The sequence below is a fragment of the Streptomyces sp. MI02-7b genome, from assembly GCF_033793585.1.
Taxonomy (GTDB): domain Bacteria; phylum Actinomycetota; class Actinomycetes; order Streptomycetales; family Streptomycetaceae; genus Actinacidiphila.
The window spans coordinates 226916-246460 of record NZ_JARAWX010000001.1; the positions used below are offsets into that span (position 1 = coordinate 226916).

At 72.4% G+C, this 19545-nt stretch carries 15 protein-coding genes and 1 pseudogene; 8 read left to right on the top strand and 8 right to left on the bottom strand.

Annotation, left to right across the window (positions count from 1 at the left end; genetic code table 11):
* Positions 1-20: 20 nt before the first annotated feature.
* Positions 21-1643: a flavin monoamine oxidase family protein gene (locus PV364_RS00985; protein ID WP_319657605.1), complete on the bottom strand. Its 1623-nt coding sequence runs from the start codon at positions 1641-1643 to the stop codon at positions 21-23.
* Positions 1644-2117: 474 nt separating this feature from the next.
* Positions 2118-2498: a hypothetical protein gene (locus tag PV364_RS00990; RefSeq protein WP_319657606.1), complete on the bottom strand. Its 381-nt coding sequence runs from the start codon at positions 2496-2498 to the stop codon at positions 2118-2120.
* 567 nt (positions 2499-3065) lie between these two features.
* Between PV364_RS00990 and PV364_RS00995 the strand changes: the two genes are divergently transcribed.
* The 7 genes and pseudogenes from PV364_RS00995 to PV364_RS01025 all read left to right on the top strand — a co-directional run bounded on the left by PV364_RS00995 (position 3066) and on the right by PV364_RS01025 (position 9576).
* Positions 3066-3710 carry a dihydrofolate reductase family protein gene (locus tag PV364_RS00995; protein WP_319657607.1) on the top strand — a complete coding sequence of 215 codons (645 nt, stop codon included), beginning with the start codon at positions 3066-3068 and terminating at the stop codon, positions 3708-3710.
* 95 nt (positions 3711-3805) lie between these two features.
* The gene (locus tag PV364_RS01000) at positions 3806-4144 is read left to right on the top strand and encodes a hypothetical protein (protein WP_319657608.1); all 339 of its coding nucleotides are present in this window, start codon (positions 3806-3808) and stop codon (positions 4142-4144) included.
* Between the two features lie 31 nt (positions 4145-4175).
* A pseudogene (locus tag PV364_RS01005) lies at positions 4176-4511 on the top strand (TetR-like C-terminal domain-containing protein); the annotation flags it as partial.
* Positions 4512-4990: 479 nt separating this feature from the next.
* Complete coding sequence (locus tag PV364_RS01010; protein WP_319657609.1) at positions 4991-6484, top strand: IMP dehydrogenase; 1494 nt, start codon at positions 4991-4993, stop codon at positions 6482-6484.
* 856 nt (positions 6485-7340) lie between these two features.
* Positions 7341-8036, top strand: a complete 696-nt coding sequence (locus PV364_RS01015; RefSeq protein WP_319657610.1) for a helix-turn-helix domain-containing protein — start codon at positions 7341-7343, stop codon at positions 8034-8036.
* A gap of 57 nt (positions 8037-8093) precedes the next feature.
* The gene (locus PV364_RS01020) at positions 8094-9305 is read left to right on the top strand and encodes a cytochrome P450 (RefSeq protein WP_319657611.1); all 1212 of its coding nucleotides are present in this window, start codon (positions 8094-8096) and stop codon (positions 9303-9305) included.
* Between the two features lie 49 nt (positions 9306-9354).
* Entirely contained in the window at positions 9355-9576 is a 222-nt protein-coding gene (locus PV364_RS01025; protein WP_319657612.1) for a ferredoxin, read from the top strand.
* A gap of 142 nt (positions 9577-9718) precedes the next feature.
* Here PV364_RS01025 and PV364_RS01030 read toward each other — a convergent pair whose 3' ends face one another.
* From PV364_RS01030 to PV364_RS01055, 6 genes are all read right to left on the bottom strand, one after another.
* Positions 9719-10237: an HAD domain-containing protein gene (locus PV364_RS01030; protein ID WP_319657613.1), complete on the bottom strand. Its 519-nt coding sequence runs from the start codon at positions 10235-10237 to the stop codon at positions 9719-9721.
* A gap of 85 nt (positions 10238-10322) precedes the next feature.
* Positions 10323-10844, bottom strand: a complete 522-nt coding sequence (locus PV364_RS01035) for a hypothetical protein (RefSeq protein ID WP_319657614.1) — start codon at positions 10842-10844, stop codon at positions 10323-10325.
* A gap of 130 nt (positions 10845-10974) precedes the next feature.
* Entirely contained in the window at positions 10975-11271 is a 297-nt protein-coding gene (locus PV364_RS01040) for a hypothetical protein (protein WP_319657615.1), read from the bottom strand.
* Positions 11272-11411: 140 nt separating this feature from the next.
* On the bottom strand, positions 11412-13790 hold the full coding sequence (locus PV364_RS01045; protein ID WP_319657847.1) for a SpoIIE family protein phosphatase: 2379 nt from the start codon (positions 13788-13790) through the stop codon (positions 11412-11414).
* A 94-nt stretch (positions 13791-13884) separates the two neighbouring features.
* Positions 13885-17880 carry a HAMP domain-containing protein gene (locus tag PV364_RS01050; RefSeq protein ID WP_319657616.1) on the bottom strand — a complete coding sequence of 1332 codons (3996 nt, stop codon included), beginning with the start codon at positions 17878-17880 and terminating at the stop codon, positions 13885-13887.
* 256 nt (positions 17881-18136) lie between these two features.
* Positions 18137-18607: an SPW repeat protein gene (locus PV364_RS01055; RefSeq protein ID WP_319657617.1), complete on the bottom strand. Its 471-nt coding sequence runs from the start codon at positions 18605-18607 to the stop codon at positions 18137-18139.
* 341 nt (positions 18608-18948) lie between these two features.
* On the opposite strand from PV364_RS01055, the gene PV364_RS01060 reads away from it, so the two are divergent.
* Positions 18949-19515 (top strand): DJ-1/PfpI/YhbO family deglycase/protease, encoded by a 567-nt coding sequence (locus tag PV364_RS01060; protein ID WP_319657849.1) that lies wholly within the window; start codon positions 18949-18951, stop codon positions 19513-19515.
* Positions 19516-19545: the final 30 nt, after the last annotated feature.

The window sequence follows — 19545 nt, forward strand, 5'->3', positions numbered from 1 at the left end:
GCACCGCGGACGTCGGAGCGTCAGGCCTTCAGGGCCCGGCTGTGGAGCGCCGTCACGGCCTTGCGTGCCGAGAGGATGGCGCCGTGCTGCCAGGCGTCCATGTAGGACAGCCAGTCGCCGGCGAACAGCACCCGCCCGGCGGGCTCGTTGAGCGGCTTGTAGACGGCGGCGTCCGGGCCGCCGGGGATGCTGTGCCAGGCACCCTCCAGGTGGCGCACGCGCTTCCATGCGATGGAGAAGGAACTGGCCAGTTCGGTCCGGTACTTCTCACCATGGATCTTCACCCCCTGCAGGACGGCACGGGCCTCGCGCTCGGCGGGGGCAAGGGCCGCGTAGGCGTCGGCATTGGCACCGGTGTTGTAGTAGCCGACGATGACGCCGCGTCGGCCGTGGTGGCCGTAGGACGGGTACCAGATGTGGGAGAGGTCCAGATCGGTCTCGGTGATGCCGCCGTAGATCCGGTGATCGGTCTCCCACCACCTGCTGCGGTACTCCAGGCCGATCTTGCCGGCCGAGGAGGGGCGGATCGTGGTGAGCGCGGTCTGCACGTCGGGGCCGAGGTTGTGCGGCAGCTTGGCGAGCAGGTGCGGCGGCATGGCCGCGACGCAGTAGTCCGCCTCCACTTGCCGCGGGCGGCCGTGCGGGTCCGTGTAGCCGACGGTCACGCCCTTCGCCGACTGCACGAGCGAGGTGGCCTGGCACCCGTACCGGAACCGGTGCGATCCGATGGCCCGGGCGAAGGCCTCGGGTATCTGGTCCATGCCTCCCACCGGCTGGAACATCAGCATCGCCTGGTCGAACTCGAACTCGAAGGCGAAGTGCCGTCCGACGCCGGAAGCGAAGACGTCCGAGGCGCTGGGCAGGTCGCCGAGCAGGGCTCCGGGAGTGCCGGCGGCGCCGGGCCAGGTGGTGTAGCCGCGGTTGGCGCCCCCGGCGTACGCCCAGCCCTCGCTCCGGCCGCCGATCTCGCCGAAGCCCTCCAGGAAGGACAGCAGCCGCTCCTTGTCGTCGGCGGTGAGCTCCTTGTCGAGCGCGCCCTGATCGGTGGCCTTGGCGAGCAGTTCGCTGACGTATCCGTAGGTGTCCGCCTTGGCGGTGCGGTAGCGCACCGGCCGGCCCGGCTGCATGCCGGCCGACTCGTGGTAGATGTACGCGTCGGCATTGGCGTTGGTGAAGACCTCGATGGGAACGCCGAGTTCACGGCAGTAGTCGAGGGTGATCATCCACTGGGCCAGCCGGGCCGGGCCGGCGTTGAGGTACTGGCCCTCGGAGAAGCGCGCCGTCTGGGTACGGCCGTCGAGGTCGGTGTGGGAGTCCCCGCCGCGCACCGTGTAGTTCCGCCCGCCGGGCCGGTCGCGCGGCTCGAGGATCGTACAGTCGTACCCGGCCTTGCCCAGCTCGTACGCGGTCGTCAGACCGGCCAGTCCCCCACCCAGGACGACTACCTTGCCCGCGGAACGTCCGGTGAGGTGGAAGTCGGAGGCGCGCGGCGCCCTGAAGTCGGTGCCGCGGCCCGCCGCCTCCGCGGTGGGCGCCAGCCCCATCGCGCCCATGGTGGCGAACATCGCGCCCGCCCCGCCGGTGATGCCGACGGCACGCAGAAATCCCCTGCGGTCGAGTCCTGTTGGCTGCCCCTGCGTCATGAGTCGCCCTCTCTCGATCTGCCGGTGTGCATGCCGATCTTTGAGGCAGCCTGTTACGGGCGTCGTGGCCGAGGCGTCACGGGGCGATTTCGGCGGCCGTGCGCGTGTGAACGGGCGGAAAACGCCTTGCCGTGGCACGAGTTGAGGCGGGACGAACCGGTCCGACGTGGCAAACCCACACGGAGCACGGGCACGGCCGGCTCCGGCACCTCGGGCACCTTGGGCACCTCTTCGAGATCCGACCAGGCGATCAGGCCCGGCTCGGTCGCTCAGGGGGCCGGCCTGCTCGTCGTGCCACAGGTAGAACGTCGCCACGGCATCGAAGCCCGTCTCGCGGACGCGCGGCCGTATCCCTTCGGCGGTCCGCTCGAAGGCTCCGACCACCCGGGACGCGCGATCCACGTGAACAGCGTCCCGGAAGCTTCGCCGCCTGACGCGGACACAGAACCGCCACAGGAAGCGACGTCCGGGACCTCAGGCGTCGAAGCGGTGGGCGAACGGGAGCCCGGGGCACGTACGGCACTCGAAGAAGTACACGCCGCCCAGGTCGCCGAGCACCAGGCCGGGCCCCTCCGATCGGACACCGCGGTCCTCGACCGGAGTCCACGCCTGCCGGGAATCGGACTCCTCCGCGCTCTCCACCGTCAGCAGGTGATCCATAGGCGTCCCGCAGTCCCGGCAGTCCGGCCACCGCGGATCCTGGCACCAGCCGGGGTAGCCGCCCAGCTTGATGCCCGGCGCGGTGGACAGGTGGTCCTGGTACTCCCAGCCCGTCTCTTTCCCGACCTGTTCGAAGCGTGCGTCCAGGGCTTCCCAGAGCTCGTCCGGCAGATCCCAACTCGGGTACTCCGCCACCCGCTCCGGATGCACGACACACGGCCGCGGCACGCGCCCGTACGCGGCCTCCGTCGGTGGCGGCGGCGCTTGCCGCACCGCCTCCCCCACCGCCCCGGCAGACCAGCGGGACGACCCACTGGTGCTCGTGACGCCGCGGACACCAGAGCACCTGGAGGAGATCGCACCCGTCCGGGAAGGGCACGATGTCCGGTACGTCGCGGCGGTGGACCTGGACGACCGGCACCATCGGCGACCCCGGATGCTCGGAGCACTGGGGCCAGGACTCCCGCGCCGGCCACAGCAGCGGACCGCCCACCGAACTGTCGCGGCATGTCGGCTCGCCCGCACGCGGATGCAGCCGCACGGCGTCCCTGCGGAAGGGGACGACCTCCGGAAACAGTGCTTCGACGTTCAGGGGGCGCGACGGGGTTCGACGGGTCACCCGCGGACGCTATCCCTGACCACGGCCCCGGCGCACCGGGGATTCGGCCGACGCCCGGAGCCGGATGCCGTCGCGGCGATGAGTCCCACCGCGCTCACAGGTCTACCTGCCGAGCGGAACAACCAATGCACCGGGAGCACGGCATGGGACTCATCCACATCGAACTGTTCACGACCCTCGACCTCGTCGGGCAGGCGCCCGGCGGCCCCGACGAGGACCCGGTCGGCTTCCCGTTCGGGGGCTGGCAGGCGCCGCTGATGGACGAGGTCGCCGGGGCGCAGGTCGGTGCCGCGTACGAGGGCACGGACGCCCTCCTGCTCGGCCGGCGGACGTACGACATCTTCGCCGCGTACTGGCCGCACCAGAAGGACGGCGAGGACAGCGGGATCGCCACGCTCTTCAACAGCGTCCCGAAGTACGTGGCGTCCCGCGGCAGGCCCGACCTGTCCTGGGCCGGGTCCACGCGGATCGGCCCGGATCTGGCATCCGAGGTGCGCGCGATCCGTGACCGGCACGAGCACGTGAAGGTCGTCGGAAGCCTGAACCTGGTGCAGACCCTCCTGCGCGAGAAGCTCTTCGACCGTCTCGACCTGTGGGTGCACCCGATCATGCTCGGCGTCGGCAAGAAGGTGTTCGACGGTGGCGTGGTGCCCACGAACATCACACTCCTCGAACCGCCGGTGGCCGGCGGGAAGGGCACCGTGTACCTGCGCTACGGGCTCGCCGGCGGTACGCCGGGAACAGGAGACATGAGCGCACCCGATCGCGGGCTCGGGCACGACGACTGAGGCCGCGGGACCGGGCCGAACGCGGTTGTCCACCCGTGCCGGGTCGTGGAAGGGTCAGGGGTCGAGAACCTGGGGCAAGCGGGACGGAGGAAACGGTGAAGACCCGCAACTGGGCCGTCGCGGCGGGGATATCCCTCCTCCTCGCAACTCTGACCTGGGGATACGGCGCCTGGCACATGGTCGCGCTGGACATGGAGGAGTCCTGCACGCTGATCCACCACCAGCGTTACGACCCGGACTACGCCCTCGGCAGCGAGCAGATCTTCCCGCTCACGCAGAAGTGCAACGCGTCGTACGACATGGTGCCCGGCTTCGTGAATCCGTCCATCGTCCTCTTCCTGGGACTGACGGTCCTGTGCGCCGGGGCCGGCGTCGGCGCGGCCGTACGGTGCCGGTGCCGGCGCCGGGCGGCGGGAACCGGCGCGGTCCGCTGATCGTCCTGCGGGCGTGCCCACCGCTCTCATCCTCGGGTACGCGGGCCGCGACGCCCTGGCGGCCGCGGCGCGCTCCTTCCGCGCCTTCGTCCTGGAACATCCCGGCCGGTACGGCGCGACGATCGGCCTGGAACCGGCCGGCCCGGACGATCCGCCGGCCGGCGCGGGTCAGCGGTCGCTCGGCCCGTTCAGAGCGGTCCTGCGCGGCTACGACATCGCGGAGCCCGACGTGGACCACGCCCTGCGCATGCTCCGCAGCCTCTTCCACGGCTTCGCGACGTTGCAGGCGTCCAACAGCTTCCAGTGGAGCGCCGACATCGACGAGAGCTTCGAGTGGCTGATCACCTTCACCGACCGGGGCCTGCGCGCCACGGCGGAAAGTAAAGGGGCGTCAGGTCGTCACTGGAACCCGGCAGAGCGGGACGTCCCAGCCGGTGGGCGGCCACGCGGACGCCCACCCGTGCGCACCGATCAGCACGGCGCCGGTCGCCCCGACCTCGCGGCGCGGCGCCGTACGAGGGCCGGGGAGGCCCCGCCCCCCGCGATCCCCGGGCCCCACCTCAACGCGCCAGGCCGAGCTGGGGAAACGCCGGACGCGCGATGCGATACGGTGCGTCATGGCGTGATGGAAGTCAGCGCCTGTGCAGCACCGCGCGGACTCGGGCCTGCGTGTTCGTTGCCGATCCGGCCGCGCGTGCGAGCACCGCTCCGCCGGGCGCGCCCGCTCTGAGGATGTCAGAGCGTGTTCTTCCGACAGTGCGCGACCGGCCGGCGTCGATCCGCACTGCCCGTACGAGCCTCGCCGATCCGTCATCGACCGGGCGCAGGCCTCTTGTTGGAGACGACATGAAAATTCTCCCCGAGATCTCCCGCACGCTGAGTGAGTTCCTGCTCATTCCGGGCCTGACCACGGAGGACTGCACCCCCGACGCGGTCGATCTCGGGGCGCCCCTGGTGCGCCACCGGGTCGGTGAGGAACCGGGGATCCGGGTGGCCACCCCGATGGTGAGCGCCATCATGCAGGCGGTGTCGTCCCCGACGCTGGCGGTGGCGCTGGCGCAGGTCGGCGGCCTGGCGTTCATCCACCAGAACCAGCGGATCGAGGACCAGGCCGCGGACGTGCTGAAGGTGAAGCGGCACAAGGCCGGTTTCCGGACCGGCGACGTCACCGTGGCTCCGCAGACGCCGCTCGGTGAGGTGGCCCGGCAACTGGCGGGCACCGAGCAGGGCGTGGCCGTGGTCACGGAGAGCGGGGACCCGGACGGCGAGTTCCTGGGGATCATCGGCCTCGACGACTTCCATCTGGAACGTCACGGCGCGTCAGAGGCCGCCGGCAACCGGATGCGGGCCCGGGACGGGCTGGTCACCGCGCCGGCCTCGGTGTCGCTGTCCGAGGCGAACGAGCTGATCTGGCGCCACCACGTGGACGTTCTGCCGGTGCTGGAGGACGGGCGGCTCGCCTCCCTGGTCCTCAGGAGCGACTATCAGGCCCACAAGACGTACCACCGTGCGAGTGTCGACGCCGACAAGCGTCTGCGTGTGGGCGCCGGCCTCAATTCCCGTGACTTCAAGGACCGTATCCCGGCACTGGTGGAGGCCGGTGCGGACGTGCTGTGTCTGGACTCCTCCGACGGCTACTCCGTGTACCAGGCCAGGACCCTCGAATTCGCCCGGGACGCGTACGGCGACGACGTTCTCGTCGGTGCGGGGAATGTCGTCGACGGCCGGGCCTTCCGCTATCTGGCCGACGCGGGCGCGGCGTTCGTGAAGATCGGGATCGGCGGCGGGGCGATCTGCACCACCCGGGCGCAGAAGGGCATCGGCCGAGGGCAGGCCTCCGCGCTGCTCGATGTGGTCGAGGCGCGCGACGCCTATGCCCAGGAGACCGGCGTGTACGTGCCGTTGTGCTGCGACGGGGGCCTGCTCAACGACTCGCACATGGCGATGGCGCTGGCGATGGGTGCGGACTTCATCATGCTCGGCCGCTACTTCGCCCGGCTCGACGAGAGCCCGTCGCGGAAGATCCAGATCGGCGGCCAGTGGTACAAGGAGTACTGGGGTGAGGGTTCGCTGCGCGCGCAGAACGAGGCCCGCTACGGTCAGCGCGGCCGGATGGCCTTCGAGGAGGGCGTCGACGGCTACGTGCCCTACGCCGGGAGCCTGTACGACAACGTGGAGCGGACCCGGGCCAAGCTCATCTCCACGATGATCAGTTGCGGGTCGACGAACCTGCGGGACTTCCACCGCGACGCGGTGATCGTTCCGGTCTCCGCGGAGTCGTTCAAGCAGAACGGCGCCGAGGTGCAGTTGCGCAGGCCCGCCATCGACTCCGCGGAGTGAACTGGCCGCTCCGTGTCCCGATCCCCACCGGGGTCGGGACACGGGGCGCGAAGCCGGTTGCGCACGGGGCCGCCAGGCCTGCTGCCGGCGACGGGACGTGCGGACGAACCGCATTGCGTCACCGGACAGGTGCGGGCTCAATCCGGTCGTGGTGCCCGGAGAACACTTGGACGCCCGTTCGTCGGGCGGTCGAGACGGAGGACGCGGAGTGCGGACCCGGAGTCGGCGTATCCCGCCGGGCACACGCCGGCTCGCACTGGGCGAGTACCACGGCCGCGGACCCGCGAATCGGCGCCGCAGGCGTCGACGGCTCGCTCGCACCGGCACCGGCACCCGCACCGGCACCGGTGGCGATCCGAGCGGCGGCGGCCACCTCCCAGGGCGGCCGAGAGGGCCGCCCGGTCATCCCGGGTGCGGACCAGGGGAGCGCGCCGCTCGTGGCCGCGCGAGCGGGGATCCCCATGCCCGGCACGACGGGCGCTGTTGCTCACGCGGGAGAGCCCGGCGCCCGGGGAGGCGTCCGCAGCACGGCATGTCGAGGCGGAAGGCCTTGACGACGGCCGTAGACGTAGGCCTCGGGGGTCGTCCGCCGCGCCCCAGCTGCGGGAGGAGCGGACGGGCCATGGGCAGCGCGGCCCGGTGGATCGCGCGGCGGCGCCCGCGTCGGAGGCCTGCCCGGGGGCCCTGGAAGGCGTGGCCGACCGCCTGGGTCACGTCCGGCGGACGCGCGGCGCGGCTCGCAGTCCCGGCGCCTGCCGTCGCGCTCGGCGAGGCCTTGGGCAGCGGGCCCTCGGAGTGGTCCTCGATCGGAGCTGCACAAAATGTCAAGACTTGCGGCATTTTGTAGGCTTGTCCCATGGAGCGCCGCAAGCAGGCCGCCGCCCGGTCCACGACCGCCCTGGACACAGCGCGTCCGGCCGGCCGCGGACCACGGGCGAGCCTGCGCCAGCAGCAGCGGGACCTCACCCGCAACCGGGTGCTGGACGGGGCGGTCGCCGTCTTCGGCAGGACGTCGTTCGTGCACGCCACGATGGAGGACATCGCCGCGGCGAGCGGCGTCACCAGGGCCACGGTGTACGCGCACTTCGGCGGCAAGGCCGCGATCATCGCCGCGCTGTCCGACCGGGTGTACGACGTCGCCGACGCGCTGTACGCGGATCTCGCCGCCGTCCCGGAGTGGACCCGTGGCGCCGTCCGCGCGTGGCTGGACCGCGCGGCGGCGGACTGGCGGACGCTGGCCCCGACGATCCGGGTGCTCTTCGCCGCCACGCCGTCGGCGGCCGGTGACGACAGCAGCGTCCGGGACCGCTATGTGGCCGCGCACGAACGCTACGTGGATCTGCTGACGCACGACGCCCGGCGCTGGCGGGGCGTCTCCCCCGAGGAAGCCCGGCAGCGGGCGCTGATGGCCGCCCTCCAGACGGGGTCGTTCCTGACCACATGGATCGCGGGCGGTCTGCCGCTGCGCACCGCCGACCCGCTGGACCTGCTCGCCGACGACCTCTGCCACCTGCTCGGGCCCGCGCTGCACCCGCTGCCCGGGCCGCCGTGAGGGCGCCGCAGCACGCCCGCCGAACCCCTCAGCCGTACCGCCTCCGCAGGAGTCTCCATGGCCGTCACCGAACCGAGGACCTTCCCCTTCACCGCAGCCGACCGGCTGACCGTGGACCCGGTGTTCGCCGAACTGCGCGACAACGAGCCGATGTGCCGGGTGCGCTTTCCCTACGGCGAGACCGCCTGGCTCGTCACGCGGTACGAGGACGTCAAGACCGTCCTCGGTGATCCGCGGTTCAGCCGGGCCGAGGCCGCCCGCCGCGACGAACCTCGTCTGCGGCCCGGCCGGGGTCTCCCCGGCAGCATCCTGGAGCTCGACCCTCCCGACCACACCCGGGTGCGCCGGGTCGTCGCGAAGGCGTTCACCGCTCGCCGCATCGAACAGCTGCGGCCCCGCACCGAGCAGATCGCCGCCGGGCTCCTCGACGCGATGGTCGCCAAGGGCGCTCCGGCCGACCTCGTGGCGGACTTCGCCCTGCCGCTGCCGGTCACCGTCATCTGCGAACTGCTGGGGGTGCCCTACGAGGACCGCGCCGCGTTCCGGAGGTGGTCGGACGCGCTGCTGTCCACGACCAAGTTCACCGCCGAGCAGGTCGAGGACTGCACGCGGCAGCTCGTGGAGTACATGGCCGGTCTGATCGACCAGCGCCGCGGCGCGCCCGCACCCGCGGACGACCTGCTCAGCTCGCTCGTCGCGGCCCGGGACGAGGAGGACCGGCTCTCGGAGCAGGAGTTGGTGGTCCTGGCCATCGCGCTGCTCGTCGCGGGCCACGAGACGACGGCCACGCAGATCCCCAACTTTGTCTACACCCTCCTGACCCACCCCCGGGAACTGGAGGCGCTGCGCGCGGATCCCGGCCTGGTGCCGCAGGCCGTCGACGAGCTGATGCGCTTCGTCCCCCTGGGCAACGGCGCCGGCATGCCGCGTTACGCGACGGAGGACGTCGAGTTGAGCGGCGGCACCGTGCGGGCCGGGGAAGCGGTCGTGGCCGCCGCGGCCGCCGCCAACCGCGACCCGTCGGTGTACACCGACCCCGACCGGCTCGACCTCCGGCGCGAGGAGGCCTCGCACGTCGGCTTCGGGCACGGGCCCCACCATTGCCTCGGCGCCCAACTGGCCCGGATGGAACTGCAGGTGGCCCTGACGTCCCTGCTGGGGCGGCTGCCGGGTCTGCGGTTCGCGGACGGGGAGGAGTCCGTCGTGTGGAAGTCGGGCGTGGCCCTGCGCGGTCCGGAGCGCATGCCCGTCACCTGGGACGGTCCCTGACCCGCCCCCATCCTGCCGCCCTCACCCCGTACCGACCGAGGACACCACCATGACCTGGCAGATCAACGTGGACGAACACACCTGCATGGGCACCGGTGCCTGCGCCGGCATCGCCCCCGAGCACTTCGAGCTCCGCAACGGGGTCTCGCACCCCCGGCACGCGCAGGCCGAACCGGCGGATGTCCTCGTCGACGCGGCCGAGTCCTGCCCCGTCGAGGCGATCATGATCCGGGACGCCGGCACGGGCGAGGTCGTCGCGCCCGAGGAGTAGCGGCTCACGCTGTCCCCCTGGCCGGCGTACGGGAGACTGCCGGCACGACGACGACCGGGCCGGGCGCGAGGCCGACACGGGGGCGGCGACGTGCCCGAACCGCTGGGGCCGTCGATCACATGACCGCCCTCGGTCCGAGCGCTCATGGGATCGACGGCGCCGCTCCTGACAGCCAGGCGGCCAGCACCGCGAAGTCCCGTTCCGTGAGGCCCTGCCGCGGGTCGACGCCGTGCAGCAGGGCGAGTGCGCCCTGGGCGGCGACCCAGTCGCGGTCGGCGCCGGTGGTCTCGTCGTCGACCCAGGCGAAGGGGCGCCCGGCCGCTCGGCGCAGCAGCGTCCGCGTCTTCCAGTGCAGGCCCGCCCGCTCGTCGCGCGCGTCGTCCGCGGAAGGTTCCGGCCAGGTCACCGCCGGCAGGGCCGGGAGGCCGAGTCGGGGTGCCACCGATGCGTTGGCGTCCTCTGCCGTCCAGGACGTCGCCCAGACCAGTTCGCAGGGCAGCGCCGCCAACGTCGGGCCGAGCGCGGGATCGATCCGGTCCAGCAGCGGGTTCGCGAGCCGCCCCGGGGACGGACGTACCGCGGGGAACGCGGGCCGGCCGGCCGGGGAGCCGAAGGGGATCAGGGGTCCGTCGATGTCGAGGAAGAGCAGCGGGCGGGGCATCCGGGCAGGGTAGCGTTGGCTCCCCGGCCTGTCCGCCCGTCGGCCCGTCGCCCGTCGGCCCGTCGCGGGTCAGCCCGTCAGCCCGTCATGAGCACCCGGTCCCGAGTGGGGTGATGGTGAGCCGGTCGCCCCTGTCGGTGTTCGTGGCGGTGTCGTACGTGGCCGCGTCCACCCGGTACCAGACGTCGTCGAGGCGTACGCACCAGCGCTCGGCGCGCACGACGCGCTGGTACGTCTCGGTGCCGCGCCGCACCTTGCGGCAGTCCTGGTAGTGCTCGGTGGTGTACCGGCTCCGGGTGGTCGTGCGCTTGCCGGAGTGACGGGAGGACGTGTGCCGCACGCGGCGTGTGCGGTCGGTGCACGCGTCGGCCATGCGGGGCCGCGTCGCGGGGACCGTCTTCGGGGGGTCGTGGCGGTAGGTGCCGAGTACGCCGGCGACGGTGTCGTCCGGTGCCTTCGCGGTTTCGCCGGAGCCGCCACGGGCGGCCACCGGACCGGAGGAGACCGGGGCGCCGGATCCCGAGGGAGTACCGGCGCACGCGCTCAGCAGGGCGGCCAGGAGGAGGGCCGCCACGGCGGTGGCGGCGGGTCGGAGACGTCCGTGCACGGGTGTTCGCGTGTCCTCTGCGTGATGGGTGCCGCCCGGCTCGGGCGGCACCGTCATCTGTACACCCTGTGCGGATCACTACCTGCACCGGCCGGGCGGTGACGGGACGTCACCGCGGTGGAGGAGGCGGTCAGTGGTCGTCCCAGTGCCCCTCGTGGGCCGCGTGGCGGTGGCCGTCGTGGACGAAGTCCGTGTGGTCGCCGTGCCGTACGGCGGCGTGGCCGCAGTCTTCGCCGTGTTGGTGGGCGTGTTCCCCGTGCACGACGTGGGCGGTCGCGTCGCACTCGTCGACGTGGTCCTCGTGGGAGCGGTGGACGTGCCCGTCGTGGGCGTAGTCGGTGTGGTCGCCGTGCGGGAAGGCGACGTGGCCGCAGTTCTCGCCGTGGACGTGCTCGTGGCTGTCGTGGGGCTGGTGCGGGCTGACCATGGGGGGGCTCCTGACTCCTCGTTGCCGTCCGCCGGCCGGGCGGCGGACCGCGATCCGGCGGCGACATTAACGTGTCCGACTTCATGCCGTTATGTCCGACACGGCCTCCGTGCCGACCGGATGGCACGCCGGACGGCCCGTCAGATCACACGGATGCCGATGACGCAGGCGTCGTCGTCGGTGTCGGAGCGACTGCCGGCGAGGAGCCGGTCGAGGCGGTGCTCCAGGGAGGACGGGGCGGCGTCGCGAGCGGTCGCCAACAGGTGGGCCACCGAGTCGGTCATGGAACTGTCCCGGCGCTCGACCAGGCCGTCGGTGTACATCAGCAGCGTGTCCCCGGGCCGCAGGCCGACCTCCTGTTCCTCGTACGCGGTCTCGGGAACCGCGCCGAGCAGCATGCCCTGCCCCGGCGGCAGGGTGGTCGCCTCCTCCCCCCGCAACAGGGCCGGAGGAAGGTGGCCGGCCCTCGCCCAGCGGAGGGTGCGCGTCGCGGGGAGGTAGAGGCCGCAGACGACGGTGGCCGTGAGGCGGTCGGTCAGGTGGTACGCCACGACGTTGAGCCAGGACAGCAGCTGCCCGGGATCCGCGCCGGTGACGGCGAGCCCGCGCAGGGCGTTGCGCAGGACGACCATGCTCGTCGCGGCCTCGATCCCGTGCCCCGCCACATCGCCGACGCACAGCAGGACGTGGCCCGACGGCAGCACGACGGCGTCGTACCAGTCCCCTCCGACCAGGGACTCCGTCTCCGCCGGCCGGTACCGGACGGCCACCTCCAGGCCGGGGGCGTCCAGCGGCCCGTGTGTGGGGGGCATGATGGCGTGCTGCAACTGCAGGGCCAGCCGGTCGCGTTCGGCGGCCTGCTCCTCGGAGTGGGCGAGCCGGTCCTGTGTCGCGGCGAGCGCCACCTCCGTCCAGTGCTGGGAGGAGACGTCCTGGTAGGCCCCGCGTACGGCGAGCAGCCGGCCGTCGGCGTCCAGCACCGGTTCGGCGACGACGCGGATGTGCCGGGTGACCCCGTCGGGGCGCCGCAGCCGGAAGGCCACGGAGGCGGGCCGGTGGTGGCGCGAGACGGTGCGCAGGAAGCGGCCGATGGCCGCGGAGTCGTCGGCGTGCGCGTGCAGGCGCAGATCCTCCAGGGGCACCGGGGCGGAGTGCTCGTTCCTGCCGTAGAGGGCGAACAGCTCGCTGTTCCAGGTGATGTCGCCGGTGCGCACGTTCTCCTCGAAGCCGCCCAGCCCGCCGAGGCGCTGGGCGTGCTGCAGAAGGCCGGCCAGCCGGGCCGTCTCGTCCTCGACACGCCAGATCAGCAGCAGGTGCGGGCCGTGCCGACTGATGCCGACCTCGGCGACGACGGTCAGCGCGACGTGCTCGACGAGCGAGCCCAAGGCCATCTGCTCGGCGTGGAAGGGTTCGCCGGTCGCGTGGACCCGCACGGCCTTGTCGAAGAGGTGTCCGTCGCCCGCGGCGGAGGGGTAGGCCTCCAGGAGGGTCGCTCCGGTGACGGCGCCTCGGGGGCGTCCGGCGGGGTCCACGAAGTGCCCGTTGGTGTGACGGATGCGGAAGTCGGTCACGCGGCCGTCGGCGCCGGTGAGCGGCGTCAGGACCAGCGCGGGGTCGTGGATGGCGTCGCAGATGTCGATGAGTTCGTCGACGGGCAGCGGGCCCTGCGCCGCAGGGGCGGCGACCAGGGTGTGGACGCAGAGTTCGGCCAGGGCGTCGAGCTGGCGCAGCAACGCCGGGGACAGTGCGGGCGGCTGCTCCGGCCAGCAGATCTCCAGGACGACGTCGACACGCCCGCCCGCGCCCGCGGGCACCGCGATGCGGCCGCCCGCGCCGCACTCCGGCCGGATCGAGGGCACGTCCCCTTCCGGAGCCGGGGCAGCCGCGGCAGCCCGGTCAACCGGGGCAGCGGAGGATGCGGGGAAGGAGCGCGCCCCGCGCTCGTCCACGGCCCGCCGGGCGACGGTCGCCACGGTGGGCGGCACATACCGCCAGCGCCGCGCCTCGGCCTCGGTGTAGCCGGCGTGGCCGGCCAGCGTGAGGGAGGCGTCGGGTCCGGCCGCCCAGATCGCCACCGCGCAGGCGCCGAGCGGCGCCAGGGCGTGCTCCAGCAGTGATGCCGCGACGCTCTGGCTGTCCGTGGCGGCCAGGGCGCCGCTCTCCGCGGTGCGCAGGCGGACCCCGGGCGGGGACCCGCCGCTGTCCGCCGCGTCCGCGTCCGGATCGCGCGCCGCGACGTCGCCGACGGCGTCGGTGATGCCGTCGTGCGCAGCGTCGTTGACCACCTCCGCCGCCAGCTCCAGGCGTGAGACGCCTGCCGCGTCGGCGAGCCGGGCCAGTTGCCGGGCCGCCTCGGCGGGGCCGCAGCCCAGCCGTGCCACGAGCACTCCTTTGGCCAGTTCGACCAGGGCGCGGCCGTCGGCCTCGGCCTGCGCCTCCTGGAGTTGCTGCCGCAGGCGCTCCACGGTGACGGCGAGCCGCCCGGCGGCGGCCGCGGACGGTGTCGCGTCCGGCGGCATGCTCGGCGGCGTGGTCGGTGGGTCCTGGCGGGCCGGCTCCGGGGTGTCGGGGGCGGTCACGGCGGCGGGGGTCCCTCGGACGGTGCGGACGGTGTCATGGGGTCAGCCAGTAGCGCACCCGGGCGATCAGGTCGTCGGCGTCGAAGGGTTTGGTGACGTAGTCACTGGCCCCGGCGGCCAGGTTCTTCTCGCGGTCGCCCGGCATCGCCTTGGCGGTGACCGCGATGATGGGCAGTCCGGCGTACTCGGGCCTGCCGCGGATCGCGGCGGTGGCCGCGTAGCCGTCCATCTCCGGCATCATCACGTCCATCAGCACGAGGTCGACCTCGGGGTGCGCGAGGAGCGTCTCGATGCCGCTGCGCCCGTTGTCCGCGCGCAGGACGTGGATGCCCTGCAGTTCCAGGATGCCGGTGATGGCGAACATGTTGCGGGCGTCGTCGTCCACCACCAGGACCGTCCGCCCGGCCAGGGAGGGCGGGGCGGGTTCGTCGCTCTCCGCCTGCCGCGGCGAGTCCTGCGGCCGGGGCGCGCGCGTCGCGTCCTGCGGCCGCCGGGCGGCCAGGTGCCCGGCGATGCGTTCGCGCAGGGCGTCCAGACCGGTCAGCAGCTCCACCCGCTGTGCGCCGGCCCGGGCCCGCACCACCTCGTCCGGCTCGGCGTCGCCCGCGCCGGCGCGGTAGGCCAGCACGGGAACGGACGCCAGCGCGGCGTCCTGCCGCAGGTCCCGCACGACGCGGGCGGCCTCGCCGTGCGGCAGTCCGAGGTCGAGCACGACGCACTCGACGAGCCCGGCGGGTTGGGCCTTGAGCACGGCGGCCGCCTCCGGCGCGCCCACGGCCGTGACGATGCCGACGGCCTCCTCGGGCCGCGGCGCACCGGGGCCGGTGACCAGGTCGGCGAGGGCGCTCTCGGCGACCAGCGACAGCAGACCGCGGGGGCGCGCCTCGACCACCAGGAGCAGGCGTCCGAACCGTGTCGTCGCGGCTTCTTCGACCGGGCCGCCGGTGGCGTCGGCGGTCGCGCCGTCGTCGCAGCAGGGCTCCATGGCGGCGGCACGGCCGAGGGCCGGCTCCGGTTCCGGTTCCCGCACGGCGCGCGCCGTGCGGGTGACGGGCAGGTAGAGGGTGAAGGTGCTGCCGCTGCCGAGGGTGCTCCGGGCCGTGACGGCGCCGCCCAGCAGATGGGCGATCTCACGGCTGATGGACAGCCCGAGGCCGGTGCCGCCGTACTTGCGGCTGGTGGTGCCGTCGGCCTGCTGGAAGGCGCCGAAGATCGTCTCCAACTGCCGGTCGGCGATGCCGATGCCGGTGTCCGTGACGCGGAACGCGATGGCCCCGTCCCGGGCGTCCACGTCGGGGGGCAGTTCACCGGCCGTCGCCTGTTCCACACGCAGCCGCACCTGCCCCTCCTCGGTGAACTTGACCGCGTTGGAGAGCAGGTTGCGCAGGACCTGGCGCAGCCGGGCCTCGTCGGTACTGAGCTCGCCCGGGACGCCGGACCCCGCGACGACGTCGAACCCGAGTCCCTTCTCGGTGGTCATCGGCCGGAAGGTCGCCTCGATGTACTCCACGATCCGCCGCAGCGGGATCGGTTCGACGTTGACGTCCATCTTCCCGGCCTCGATCTTGGACAGGTCGAGGATGTCGTTGATCAGCTGGAGCAGGTCCGAGCCGGCCGAGTGGATGATGCCGGCGTACTCGACCTGTTTGGGCGTGAGGTTGCGGGTCGCGTTCTGCGCCAGCAACTGGGCGAGGACCAGGAGGCTGTTGAGCGGCGTGCGCAGCTCGTGGCTCATGTTGGCCAGGAACTCCGACTTGTACGTCGAGGCGAGGTCCAGCTCGCGGGCCCGGGTCTCCAGTTCCTGGCGCGCCTGCTCGATCTCCAGGTTCTTGGTCTCGATGTCGCGGTTCTGGGCGGCCAGGAGCGTGGCCTTCTCCTCCAGCTCGGCGTTGGAGCGCTGCAACTCGTCCTGCTGCACCTGCAGTTCCTCGGAGCGGGCGCGCAGTTCCCCGGCGAGCCGCTGGGACTCCTCCAGCAGTTCGTCGGTGCGGGCGTTGGCCAGGATGGTGCTGACGTTGACGCCGATGGTCTCCCTCAGCCGCTCCAGGAAGTCGCGGTGCACGGCCGTGAAGCCCGAGAAGGAGGCCAGCTCGATCACGCTGAGCACCTGCTCCTCGACCACGACCGGCAGCACGATGAGCCCGGCGGGGGTCGCCGCCCCCAGACCCGAGGAGATGACGTAGCCCGCCGGGACCTGGTCGACGGCGATCGTGCGGCGGCTGCGCGCGACCTGGCCGACCAGGGACTCGCCCCGTGCGAAGCGCTCCCCCGCGCGGGACCCGGCGGGCGGTCCGTAGGAGCCCACCAGCCGCAGGACGGTGCCGTCCTCGGTCTCCTCGGCGAGGTAGAAGGCGCCGTACTGGGCGTTGACGAGGGGGGTCAGCTCGTCCATGACGAGTTCCGCCACCACGTCCAGTTCCCGGTGGCCCTGGAGCAGACCGGAGATACGGGCCAGGTTCGACTTCAGCCAGTCCTGCTCGCGGTTGGCGCGGGTGCTCTCGCGTAGGGAGCCGACCATGGCGTTGATGTTGTCCTTGAGCTCCGCGACCTCCCCGGAGGCGTCCACGGTGATCGAGCGGGTGAGGTCGCCCTCGGCGACCGCACTGGCGACCTCGGCGATCGCCCGGACCTGCCGGGTCAGGTTGCCCGCGAGTTCGTTGACGTTCTCGGTGAGGCGCTTCCATGTGCCGGACACGCCCTCCACCTCGGCCTGGCCGCCGAGCCGGCCCTCGCTGCCGACCTCGCGGGCGACCCGGGTGACCTCCGCGGCGAAGGCGGAGAGCTGGTCGACCATGGTGTTGATGGTGGTCTTGAGCTCCAGGATCTCGCCGCGGGCGTCGACATCGATCTTCCGCGACAGGTCGCCGCCCGCGACCGCGGTGGTGACCTGGGCGATGTTCCGCACCTGACCGGTCAGGTTGTTGGCCATGGAGTTGACGTTGTCGGTGAGGTCCTTCCAGGTGCCGGCCACGTTGGGCACGCGGGCCTGGCCGCCGAGCCGGCCCTCGGTCCCGACCTCGCGGGCCACGCGGGTCACCTCGCCGGCGAACGCGGAGAGCGTGTCGACCATGGTGTTGATGACCCCGGCCAGCGCGGCCACCTCGCCCTTCGCCTCGACCGTGATCTTCTGCGAGAGGTCGCCGCGGGCCACCGCGGTGGCCACCTGGGCAATGGAGCGGACCTGACCGGTCAGGTTGGAGGCCATCACGTTGACGTTGTCGGTGAGGTCCTTCCACGTGCCGGACACGCCGCGCACGGTGGCCTGCCCGCCGAGGTTGCCCTCGGTGCCGACCTCCCGGGCCACGCGGGTCACCTCGTCCGCGAAGGCCGACAACTGGTCGACCATCGTGTTGACCGTCTCCTTCAGCTCCAGGATCTCGCCCCGCGCGTCCACTCTGATCTTCTGGGACAGATCGCCCCCGGCGACCGCGGTGGCGACCTGGGCGATGTTCCTGACCTGGGCGGTCAGATTGCCCGCCATGGAGTTCACGGAGTCCGTCAAGTCCCGCCAGGTACCGGACACGCCCTGTACGTCGGCCTGGCCGCCGAGGTTGCCCTCGGTCCCGACCTCCCGGGCCATCCGCGTCACCTCGTCCGCGAACGAGGAGAGCTGGTCGACCATCGTGTTGACGGTCTCCTTCAGCTCCAGGATCTCGCCGCGCGCGTCGACGTCGATCTTCTGGGAGAGGTCGCCCCTGGCGACCGCGGTGGTGACCTGCGCGATGTTCCTGACCTGGGCGGTCAGATTGCCGGCCATCGCGTTGACGGAGTCCGTCAGGTCCGCCCACGTCCCCGACACGGCGGGCACGTCCGCCTGGCCGCCGAGGGCGCCTTCGGTGCCGACCTCCCGGGCCACACGGGTCACCTCGGAGGTGAAGAGCGACAGCTGGTCGACCATGCCGTTGAACACGGTGGCGATCTCGGCCAGCAGGCCGTCCCCGCCGCCGGGCAGGCGGGTGCCGAAGTCGCCGTCGCGCACCGCGGTCAGACCCGCGAGCAATTGCCGCAGTTCCGGCTCCTCCACCGACATGCCGCCCTCGTTCCCGTCGCCTGCTGGGTGCGTGTGGCACATGAGTGGCTCTCGAGGTCGCCGCCCCGCCCGGTCGGTGCGGGGCGGACGTCGGCGAGGCCACTTCCCAGTAGACCGCCGGGAGGGCGCGAGTGCTACGTCAGTCCCGGAGAGAGGCGACAACGCGGAGGGCGGCACCGACGAGCGGTGCCGCCCTCCGCCGTTCCCCGTCCCGGTGGTCCAGAAAACCGCCGGTGGAGGTTGCGCGGGGTGCCGCTCAGACGCGCCGGCCCGGTGTGGGGTTGTCGGGCATCTCGCGCCGCATGCGGCTTGCGCCGGGGCGCATCGTCGCCGCCGCCAGCGCGAGAACGAGCATGATGACGCCGACGACCACGTTGTTGATGATCGTACGAGTCGTGGCGACGTCTCCCGCGATGCACCACGGCGAGATGATCGTCCACAGACCGATGATCGCCGCCGCCCACGCCATGGAGTGCGTGCGCTCGAACGCCCGCCCCACGCCGCCCATCAGCATGGCGTACGCGACACCGGCGATCAGATTGGCGACCGCTATCGTCGACAGGCCGTTGAAGCCGACGATCCATGGAGACGCGGCCAGGTAGGTGCCTGTGACCAGGCCCATGGCCTCGATCGCCTGCCCCCGGTTGGTCGCCGTCGTCCGCTCGTACTCGGCGCGGAGCTCAAGAAGGTCCGGGTGCTCCTCGATGCTCGGTCGCGTGTAGGCCATCGAAACCATCTCCGCTCATTTCGGGCTTTTCGACCATCAAATACCCCTGTTGGGGCAATTGAGTCGTCCGAATCGACACGGATTGGCGTGGGCACGGCGGCGCGCGGCCAAGCGGGGGTCAACGATCACGAGGCATGGGGACGCGGTCACGCACGGTGACGGATCCCGGCGCGGACGGCGCGGACGGCGCGGACGTCGGCCGCACCCCGAGGCGGCCCGGCATATGCCAATGAATGGCACATTCATCGCAAAGGGTTCATCATGCACGTTTCCGGTACGGAGGGTCGGGCATGCGCCGTCTGTCCAGCAGCCGCACCGCGGCACTCGTGAAAGGCAGCACCATGGCCGACAAGCCACTCAGCGGTCACCGCGTCCTGGCGATCGCCACCAACTACGGAGTGGAGCAGGACGAACTCGTCGTCCCCACCGAGCACGTACGCGACGAAGGCGCCGACGTCGCCATCGCCGCGGCCGCCGACGAGCCCATCGTGACCCTGGTCGGGGACAAGGACCCGGGCAGGACGGTGCGGCCGACCACCACCTTCGACAAGGTGGACCCGACCGACTTCGACCTGCTCCTCATCCCCGGCGGCACGATCAACGCCGACGCGCTCCGCCAGAACGAGGACGCGATCGGCATCGTCCGGTCGTTCGTCTCCTCCGGCCGGCCCGTCGCCGCGATCTGCCACGGTCCCTGGGCGCTGGTGGAGGCAGACGCCGTACGGGGCAAGACCCTCACCTCGTACGCCTCCCTGCGGACAGACATCGGCAACGCGGGCGCCGCGTCCTGGGTGGACGAGCCGGTGGTCAGCGACAGGACGGGCGGCTGGACCCTCGTCACCTCCCGCACGCCGGACGACCTCGACGCCTTCGTCACCGAGGTCGACAAGGCGCTCACCGGCGGCTGAACCGGCGACCTTCCCTCTCCGGCCCTCGGC

Coding starts and splice junctions, on each gene's coding strand:
- PV364_RS00985 (WP_319657605.1), bottom strand. CDS start 1,643: ATGACGCAGGGGCAGCCAACAGGACTCGACCGCAGGGGATTTCTGCGT.
- PV364_RS00995 (WP_319657607.1), top strand. CDS start 3,066: ATGGGACTCATCCACATCGAACTGTTCACGACCCTCGACCTCGTCGGG.
- PV364_RS01010 (WP_319657609.1), top strand. CDS start 4,991: ATGAAAATTCTCCCCGAGATCTCCCGCACGCTGAGTGAGTTCCTGCTC.
- PV364_RS01015 (WP_319657610.1), top strand. CDS start 7,341: ATGGAGCGCCGCAAGCAGGCCGCCGCCCGGTCCACGACCGCCCTGGAC.
- PV364_RS01020 (WP_319657611.1), top strand. CDS start 8,094: ATGGCCGTCACCGAACCGAGGACCTTCCCCTTCACCGCAGCCGACCGG.
- PV364_RS01025 (WP_319657612.1), top strand. CDS start 9,355: ATGACCTGGCAGATCAACGTGGACGAACACACCTGCATGGGCACCGGT.
- PV364_RS01030 (WP_319657613.1), bottom strand. CDS start 10,237: ATGCCCCGCCCGCTGCTCTTCCTCGACATCGACGGACCCCTGATCCCC.
- PV364_RS01040 (WP_319657615.1), bottom strand. CDS start 11,271: ATGGTCAGCCCGCACCAGCCCCACGACAGCCACGAGCACGTCCACGGC.
- PV364_RS01045 (WP_319657847.1), bottom strand. CDS start 13,790: ATGCCGCCGGACGCGACACCGTCCGCGGCCGCCGCCGGGCGGCTCGCC.
- PV364_RS01050 (WP_319657616.1), bottom strand. CDS start 17,880: ATGTCGGTGGAGGAGCCGGAACTGCGGCAATTGCTCGCGGGTCTGACC.
- PV364_RS01055 (WP_319657617.1), bottom strand. CDS start 18,607: ATGGCCTACACGCGACCGAGCATCGAGGAGCACCCGGACCTTCTTGAG.
- PV364_RS01060 (WP_319657849.1), top strand. CDS start 18,949: ATGGCCGACAAGCCACTCAGCGGTCACCGCGTCCTGGCGATCGCCACC.